The following is a 7993-nucleotide window of genomic DNA, read 5'->3' as shown; positions in this document are numbered from 1 at the left end:
TCCCCATGGACGAGCCCCCGCCCCCCGGGACCGTTCCCACGGACGCGGGCGCGGGCGCGGGCGTGGACGGCGACCCGACGCGCACGGCCGAGACGATGCGATCGATGCTGTCCGCCATGCAGGCCGGCTGGCAGCGTGGCAGGCAGGAGGCGGCCGAAGGACGGGCACCAGGCTCGGAGGAGGCCGCGCGGAACCCAGGCGACCAGGAGGACGACACCCCATGACACATGCCCAGCACTCCGGCGCGGAGGTCCCGGGCGGAGCCGGTGGCGACCTGAACTGGCTGCTCGACAGCCTGGTCCAGCGGGTCGCCGCGGTGCAGAACGCGGTGGTGCTGTCCAGCGACGGGCTGAAGATCGCCGCGTCCCGGGGCCTCGCCGGAGAGGAGTCCGACCACCTCGCCGCGGTCGCCGCCAGCTTCCAGAGCCTCGCGCGCGGGGCCGGGGAGTCGTTCGGCGGCGGCCCCGTCCGGCAGACCATCGTGGAGATGGAGTCGTCGTTCCTGTTCGTCACCGCCGCCGGGCGCGGCGCGTGCCTGGCGGTGCTGGCCGCCGCGGACGCCGACCTCGGGATCATCGCCTACGAGATGGCGATGCTGGTCACCCGGGTCGGGCAGCACCTGTCCGCCGACCCGCGGATGGCCGCGGCCGAACCGGGCGGCGCGTGAGATGGGCGGCACGGCCTGGTACGACGACGCTGCGGGGCCCGTGGTCCGCCCGTACGCGCTGACCGGAGGCCGGACGCACTACGACGGCGACGAGTTCGACCTGGTCGCGCTGATCGCCGTCGCGGACCCGCCGGAGCCCGCGGAGGACGCGCTGCCCGCCGCGCCCTGGGCGCCGGAACCGGAACATGACATGATCCTGGAGCTTTGCCGCACCCCGTTGTCGGTCGCCGAGATAGCGTCGGATCTGGAACTCCCCCTCGGGGTGGTCCGTGTCCTGCTCGGTGATCTGCTCGACCACTCGCTGATTCAGGTCCGGCGCCCCGCGCCGGTGGCGCAGTTCCCCAGCGAGCGCGTACTCAAGGAAGTGATCGATGGAATCCGTGCGCTCTGACGCGGCCGCCCACCAGGGCGAGTCCGCGCTGACGGTGAAGATCCTCGTGGCCGGTGGTTTCGGCGTCGGCAAGACCACCCTGGTGAGCGCGGTCAGCGAGATCCGTCCGCTGCGCACCGAGGAGGCGCTGACCGAGAAGAGCATCGGGATCGACGACACCACCGCCGTCGCGAACAAGACGACGACCACCGTGGCGATGGACTTCGGCCGCATCACGCTGCCCAACGGCCTCGTCCTGTTCGTCTTCGGCACCCCCGGCCAGGACCGCTTCTGGTTCATGTGGGACGAACTGGCCAAGGGCGCCCTCGGCGCCGTGGTCCTGGTCGACACCCGGCGCCTGGCCGACTGCTTCGCCTCGGTCGACTACTTCGAACGGCGCGGCGTCCCGTTCATCATCGGCGTCAACCAGTTCGACGGCGCCGGCCAGCACTCCGCCGACCAGGTCCGCGACGCCCTCGACCTCCCCGCCGACGTGCCCGTCATCAACTGCGACGTGCGCGACCGCGAGGACGCCAAGCGCGTCCTGATCACGCTGGTGGAGCACATCATGCGCACCATGAGCGGCCGCCAGCCGGTCAGCTACTAGGACCGGAGCCGCCAACGGCCCGTACCCGCCGCGTCGCGCGCGGCGGGTGCGGGCCGTTGCGCATCTTCATCTTTGTCCTCCGAGTGGAGAAAGTTCGGATGATCTAGGGAAAAGGTCTTCTCAAAGCGGCGAAAGCGGGTTACGGTCTCGGCCATGAGACCGGAGTCACAGCGGCTCCGGGGCCCGGACCGATCCCGAGAGGACGGCGTGATGCGCATGTCGGCTCGTCCGCAGAACGTGCATCAGGCACGGTTGCTGCGGCTGCTGCGGGACGAGGGGCCGCGGTCGCGGGCCGAACTCGGCGACGTCGTCAAGCTGTCCCGGTCGAAGCTCGCGGTCGAGCTGGACCGGCTCGTCGAGCTGGGCCTCGTCGAGGGCGCGGGGCTCGCCGCGTCGCGGGGCGGGCGGCGGTCCGGGATCGTCCGGCTGTCGCCGAGCCTGCGGTTCGTCGCGTTCGACATCGGCGCCACCTCGATCGACGTCGCGGTGACCGACGGGACGCTGGAGGTGCTCGGCCACGTCAGCGAGCAGTGCGACGTCCGGCAGGGCGCGACCGTGGTGCTGGAGCGGGCGCTCGACCTGCTCGGCAAGCTGCGCGACGAGGGGCTCATCCCGCAGGTGCACGGCACCGGCATCGGGGTACCGGGGCCGGTCAGCTTCCGGGACGGCATGCCGGTCGTCCCGCCGATCATGCCCGGCTGGGACCGCTTCCCGGTGCGGGACGCGATCGGCCAGGAGCTCGGCTGCCCGGTGCTGGTCGACAACGACGTGAACCTCATGGCGCTCGGCGAGCTGCACGCGGGGCTCGCCCGGTCGGTCGAGGACTACCTGCTCGTGAAGATCGGCACCGGCATCGGCTGCGGGATCGTGGTCGGCGGCGCCATCTACCGCGGCGTGTCCGGCAGCGCCGGGGACATCGGCCACATCCGGGTCGACGACGACGGCCCGGTCTGCGCCTGCGGCAACGCCGGGTGCCTGGAGGCGTTCTTCGGCGGCGCCGCCCTCGCCCGGGACGCCGAGGCGGCGGCCCGCTCGGGGGAGTCGCCGGTGCTCGCCGCGCTGCTGGAGACCCACGGGGAGCTGTCCGCCGAGCACGTCGGCGAGGCGGCCGCCGCGGGCGACCCGGCCGCGGTGCGGATCATCCGGGAGGGCGGCCGGCACGTCGGGCAGGTGCTCGCCGGGCTGGTCAGCTTCTTCAACCCCGGGCTCGTCATCATCGCGGGCGGCGTCGCGGGCCTCGGGCACACGCTGCTCGCCGAGATCCGCAGCGTCGTCTACCGCCGGTCCGCGCCGCTCGCGACCGGCAACCTCCCGATCGTGCTGTCCGAACTCGCCGGCGCCGCCGGCGTGGTCGGCGGCGCCCGGCTCATCAGCGACCACGTCTTCTCCGCGTCCTGAGGAGGCCGCACAGATGGAACCGCTGCTGCGGATGCGCGGCATCGTCAAACAGTTCCCCGGAGTCCGCGCGCTGGACGGCGTCGACCTCGACGTCCTTCCGGGCGAGGTGCACTGCCTGCTCGGGCAGAACGGCGCCGGGAAGTCCACGCTCATCAAGGTGCTCGCGGGCGCGCACCAGCCCGACGAGGGCGAGATCGTCTTCGCCGGGGAACCGATCAGGCTCGCCGGGCCGACCGCCGCGATGCGGGCCGGCATCGCGACCATCTACCAGGAGCTCGACCTGGTCGACGGCCTGTCCGTCGCCGAGAACGTCTTCCTCGGGCACGAGAAGGCGCGCCTCGGGTTCACCCGGCGCGGGGACGCCGAGCGCGCCGCGCGCGAGCTGCTCGGCCGGCTCGGGCACGGCGAGATCCCGCCGCGCCGCGAGGTCGGGCGGCTGCCGGCGGCGGGCAAGCAGGTCGTCAGCATGGCCCGCGCCCTCTCGCACGACGCCCGGCTGATCGTGATGGACGAGCCGTCCGCGGCGCTCGCGCACGACGAGGTCGGCAACCTGTTCCGCATCATCCGGGAGCTGACCGCCGCCGGCGTCGCCGTCGTCTACATCTCGCACCGGCTGGAGGAGATCCGCGAGATCGGCGACCGGGTGACCGTCCTGAAGGACGGCCGGACCGTCGCGGTCGGGCTCCCGGCCAAGACCACCTCCACCGACCAGATCGTGTCGCTGATGACCGGCCGGGACGTCGAGTACGTGTTCCCCGAGCGGCCGGAGGCGGCCGGCGACCGCGCCGAGGTGCTGCGGGTCGAGGGGCTGGCGCTGCCGGGCGCGTTCGAGGACGTGTCGCTCACCGTCGGCGCCGGCGAGATCGTCGGGCTGGCCGGGCTCGTCGGGTCCGGCCGCTCGGAGATCCTGGAGACGATCTACGGCGCCCGGCGGGCGGCGCGGGGCCGGGTGCTCGTGGACGGCCGTCCCGTCCGGCCCGGCGACACCGGCGCGGCGGTGCGGCGCGGCATGGGCATGGCGCCGGAGGAGCGCAAGAGCCAGGCGCTGCTGCTGAACGAGAGCGTCGCCGGGAACGTCACCGTCGCCGGGCTGTCCCGCTACGCCCGGCTCGGCTGGCTCGACCGGCGCCGCGAGGTGGCGGACGTGCGCCGCCAGATCGAGGCGCTCGACATCCGGCCGCCCGACCCGTCGCGCCCCGTCGTGACGCTGTCGGGCGGCAACCAGCAGAAGGTCGTCCTCGCCCGCTGGCTGCTCGACGCGGAGAACCTGCGGCTGCTGATCCTGGACGAGCCGACCCGCGGCGTGGACGTCGGCGCCCGCGCCGAGCTGTACGCGGTGATCCGGGAGCTGGCCGGGCGCGGGATCGGGGTGCTGCTGGTGTCCAGCGAGGTCCCCGAGGTGCTGGGGCTCGCCGACCGGGTCCTCGTCGTCCGGGAGGGGCGGGTCGTGCACACCGGCGACGCCCGCGACCTCGACGAGGGCACCGTGCTGAACATGATCATGGAAGGGAGTGCCCTGTGACCGAGACGCGTCATTCTGAGGGGCCGACCCCCCAGACCCCCCGGGAGGGCGAGTCGGGGCCGCCGGCGAAGAAGGCGGCCGGAACCGGCGGGCCCCGGCTGCCGTTCGTGCGGGGCGGCGCCGCGGGCAAGCGCGAGGTCCACCACCTCGGCCTGGTCGCCGCGCTGGTCCTGCTCGCGGTCGTCGGCCTGGTGACCGAGCCGGACAACTTCGCCACGTCCGGGAACATCATCGGCATCCTCGCGCTCGCCGCCACCATCGGCGTGATCACCGTCGGCCAGACCTTCGTGATCATCGGCGGCGGGATCGACCTGTCCGTCGGATCGGTCATGGCCCTCGCCTCGGTGTGGGCGACGACGGTCGCGACGCAGTCCTACGGGCCGGGCGTGATGGCGCTCTGCGCGATCCTCGTCGGGACGGGCACGGGCGTCGTGACCGGGCTGCTGATCTCCTACGGGCGGATGGTCCCGTTCATCGCGACGCTCGCGATGCTCGTCGCCGCGCGGGGCCTCGCGCAGCGGATGTCGGACCGCAAGACCCAGCTCGTCCGCCCGGAGAACGACGCGATCGTCTCGCTGTCCACCACCAAGGTGCTCGGGATCCCGCTCGTCGTCTACATCTTCGCGGCGGTCGCGGTCGCCGGTTGGGTGCTGCTCAACCGCACCACGTTCGGCCGCCGGACGTTCGCGGTCGGCGGCAACCCGGAGGCGGCGCGGCTCGCCGGCATCGACGTCCGCCGGCACACCCTGCTGCTGTACGCGCTGTCCGGGTTCTGCTGCGGCATCGCCGCGCTCATCATCATGGCGCGCACCACCACCGGCTCCAGCACCCATGGAGACCTGTACGAACTGGACGCGATCGCCGCCGTCATCATCGGCGGGACGCTGCTCACCGGAGGGCGCGGCACCGTCGTCGGGTCGATCCTCGGCGTGCTGATCTTCACCGTCATCACCAACCTGTTCATCCTGAACGGCCTGCAGACCAGCGACCAGCTCATCGCCAAGGGCGTGATCATCGGCATCGCCGTGCTGCTGCAGCGCCGCGGGCTCCGCTCGCCCACCTGACCCGTCCACCACCCCCCATGTCCAGCGCCGCGCGCAGCGGGGACGCGCGCGGCGGGGGACGCCCCATCCCTTCATCAGGAGCACGTCATGCGTGATCAGAGCCCTCGTCCCAGCCGCAGAGGCGTCCTGTTCGGCGGCGCCGTCGTCGCGGCCGGCAGCCTCGCCGCCGCCTGCACCAGCAACAGCGAGAAGGACGACCCGGCGCCCGCGGCGCAGACCGGCGCGCTCGCCGGCGACAACGACAAGCCGGGCAAGCAGGTCACCGTCGGGTTCTCCGCGCCGGCCGCCGACCACGGCTGGATCGCGGCGATCGCGAAGAACGCCGAGGCGCAGGCCAAGAAGTACAAGGACGTCACGTTCAAGCCGGTCGAGCCGACCAACGACATCAACCAGCAGATCTCCGCCGTCGAGACCCTCATCCGGGCGAAGGTGGACGTCCTGGTGATCCTGCCGAACGACGGCGAGCAGCTGAACCAGGTGGCCCGCAAGGCGATGGACGCCGGCATCCCGGTCGTCAACCTCGACCGCGTCTTCCCCGACAAGCTGTCGTACCGGACGTGGATCGGCGGCGACAACTACGGCATGGGCGTCTCCGCCGGCCACTACATCGGCAAGAAGCTGAAGGACAAGGGCGTCTCCGACCCGGTGATCGTGGAGATCCAGGGCATCGCGACGCTGCCGCTCACGCAGGACCGCAGCAAGGGCTTCGCCGACGCGCTGAAGTCCTACGGCTTCTCCGTCACCGCGAAGCAGGACGCGAAGTTCACCGTCGAGTCCGGCAACCAGGTCGCCACGAACCTCCTCCAGGCGCACAAGAAGATCGACGCGATGTGGAACCACGACGACGACCAGGGCGTCGGCGTGCTCGCCGCGATCAAGCAGTCCGGCCGCAAGGAGTTCTTCATGGTCGGCGGCGCCGGGTCCGCCAACGCGATGCGGGATATCAAGTCCGGCGGCGGCGTACTGGAGGCGACCGTCACCTACCCGCCGACGATGGCCGCGTCCGCGATCAAGCTGGGGCGGCTGATCGCGCAGGGCAAGGGCATGACCGACCTGGTGGAGCTGCAGGTCCCGCAGTCGGTCACGCTGGCGTCCGAGACGGTCACCAAGGACAACGTCGACACGTACATGCCGCTCGGTTTCGAGTCCTGAGCGACGGGGGCACCGGCGCGCCCGCCCCGCTCCCGCGGCGGGCGCGCCGGTCACATAGAGAGGTGAGCTGAATATGACGACCGTCGGAGTCGGGATGGTCGGGTACGCGTTCATGGGGCGCGCCCACTCCCAGGCGTGGCGCAGCGTCGGGCCGTTCTTCGGGCCGCCGCTGACGCCCGTCATGGCGGCCCTCGCCGGGCGTTCCGCCGACCGCGCCCGCGCCGCCGCGGACGCGCTCGGCTGGGCGTCGGTGGAGACCGACTGGAAGGAGCTGCTCCGCCGCGACGACGTCCAGCTCGTCGACATCTGCACGCCGGGCGACAGCCACGCCGAGATCGCGGTCGCCGCGCTGGACGCCGGCAAGCACGTGCTGTGCGAGAAGCCGCTCGCCAACTCCGTCGCCGAGGCCGAGGCGATGGCCGCCGCCGCCGACCGGGCGCGCGAGCGCGGCGTCCGGTCGATGGTCGGGTTCAACTACCGGCGCGTCCCGGCGGTCACCCTGGCGCGGCGGCTGGTGGACGAGGGGCGCATCGGGACCGTCCGGCACATCCGCGCGCAGTACCTCCAGGACTGGCTGGCCGACCCGGAGGCCCCGTTCACCTGGCGGATGGACCGCGACCGGGCCGGGTCCGGCGCGCTCGGCGACATCGGCGCGCACATCATCGACACCGCCCAGTTCATCACCGGGCAGTCGCTCGTCGGGGTGTCGGCGCTGATGGACACCTTCGTCCCGGAACGTCCCGTGCCGGGCGGCGGCACCGCGCCGGTCACCGTCGACGACGCGGCCCTGTTCATCGGACGCACGGACGCCGGCGCGCTCGCCACGTTCGAGGCCACCCGCTTCGCGACCGGCCGCAAGAACTCGCTGCGCATCGAGGTCAGCGGTTCGTCCGGCGCCCTGGCGTTCGACCTCGAATCGCTCAACGAGCTCTGGTTCTACGACGGGACCGAGGACGGCGCGACCGCCGGGTTCCGCCGCATCGTCGTCACCGAGCCCGTCCACCCGTACGCCGGACACTGGTGGCCGCCCGGCCACATCCTCGGATACGAGCACACCTTCACCCACCAGATCGCCGACCTGCTCACCGCCATCGCGGACGGCACCGACCCGCGCCCGTCGTTCGCCGACGGCCTGCAGGTCCAGCGCGTCCTCGCCGCGGTCGCCGACAGCGCCGCGTCCCGCAGCTGGGTCGACGTCGAAGGGAGCAACTGA

9 protein-coding genes are annotated in these 7993 nt (G+C 72.6%); all 9 read left to right on the top strand.

What is annotated here, in order from left to right:
• Positions 1-224, top strand: a 224-nt coding sequence (locus tag E1284_RS42500; RefSeq protein ID WP_207923782.1) for a hypothetical protein, incomplete at its 5' end; no start/stop codon positions are given.
• Positions 221-667: a roadblock/LC7 domain-containing protein gene (locus E1284_RS16570; protein WP_131939981.1), complete on the top strand. Its 447-nt coding sequence runs from the start codon at positions 221-223 to the stop codon at positions 665-667. The genes E1284_RS42500 and E1284_RS16570, both read left to right, overlap by 4 nt.
• A 1-nt stretch (position 668) precedes the next feature.
• Complete coding sequence (locus tag E1284_RS16565) at positions 669-1058, top strand: DUF742 domain-containing protein (RefSeq protein ID WP_131939980.1); 390 nt, start codon at positions 669-671, stop codon at positions 1056-1058.
• A complete protein-coding gene (locus E1284_RS16560) occupies positions 1039-1644 on the top strand; it encodes a GTP-binding protein (RefSeq protein ID WP_131939979.1) in 606 nt (201 codons plus the stop codon). The genes E1284_RS16565 and E1284_RS16560 overlap by 20 nt, the downstream gene beginning before the upstream one ends.
• A 210-nt stretch (positions 1645-1854) precedes the next feature.
• Complete coding sequence (locus E1284_RS16555; protein WP_207923781.1) at positions 1855-3042, top strand: ROK family transcriptional regulator; 1188 nt, start codon at positions 1855-1857, stop codon at positions 3040-3042.
• A gap of 13 nt (positions 3043-3055) precedes the next feature.
• The gene (locus tag E1284_RS16550) at positions 3056-4564 is read left to right on the top strand and encodes a sugar ABC transporter ATP-binding protein (RefSeq protein WP_131939978.1); all 1509 of its coding nucleotides are present in this window, start codon (positions 3056-3058) and stop codon (positions 4562-4564) included.
• On the top strand, positions 4561-5628 hold the full coding sequence (locus E1284_RS16545; RefSeq protein WP_243714527.1) for an ABC transporter permease: 1068 nt from the start codon (positions 4561-4563) through the stop codon (positions 5626-5628). The genes E1284_RS16550 and E1284_RS16545 overlap by 4 nt, the downstream gene beginning before the upstream one ends.
• A gap of 87 nt (positions 5629-5715) precedes the next feature.
• Positions 5716-6780: an ABC transporter substrate-binding protein gene (locus tag E1284_RS16540; protein ID WP_131939977.1), complete on the top strand. Its 1065-nt coding sequence runs from the start codon at positions 5716-5718 to the stop codon at positions 6778-6780.
• Between the two features lie 73 nt (positions 6781-6853).
• Positions 6854-7993 carry a Gfo/Idh/MocA family protein gene (locus E1284_RS16535; RefSeq protein WP_131939976.1) on the top strand — a complete coding sequence of 380 codons (1140 nt, stop codon included), beginning with the start codon at positions 6854-6856 and terminating at the stop codon, positions 7991-7993.

Source organism: Actinomadura bangladeshensis (genome assembly GCF_004348335.1).
GTDB lineage: Bacteria > Actinomycetota > Actinomycetes > Streptosporangiales > Streptosporangiaceae > Spirillospora > Spirillospora bangladeshensis.
Note: the sequence above shows the minus strand (reverse complement) of the source record. Positions and strands in the feature narration are given on the sequence as shown.

What these genes read in the sequence shown, in the direction of transcription:
- E1284_RS16570 (WP_131939981.1), top strand. Translation starts at nt 221, where the DNA reads ATGACACATGCCCAGCACTCCGGCGCGGAGGTCCCGGGCGGAGCCGGT.
- E1284_RS16565 (WP_131939980.1), top strand. Translation starts at nt 669, where the DNA reads ATGGGCGGCACGGCCTGGTACGACGACGCTGCGGGGCCCGTGGTCCGC.
- E1284_RS16560 (WP_131939979.1), top strand. Translation starts at nt 1,039, where the DNA reads ATGGAATCCGTGCGCTCTGACGCGGCCGCCCACCAGGGCGAGTCCGCG.
- E1284_RS16555 (WP_207923781.1), top strand. Translation starts at nt 1,855, where the DNA reads ATGCGCATGTCGGCTCGTCCGCAGAACGTGCATCAGGCACGGTTGCTG.
- E1284_RS16550 (WP_131939978.1), top strand. Translation starts at nt 3,056, where the DNA reads ATGGAACCGCTGCTGCGGATGCGCGGCATCGTCAAACAGTTCCCCGGA.
- E1284_RS16540 (WP_131939977.1), top strand. Translation starts at nt 5,716, where the DNA reads ATGCGTGATCAGAGCCCTCGTCCCAGCCGCAGAGGCGTCCTGTTCGGC.
- E1284_RS16535 (WP_131939976.1), top strand. Translation starts at nt 6,854, where the DNA reads ATGACGACCGTCGGAGTCGGGATGGTCGGGTACGCGTTCATGGGGCGC.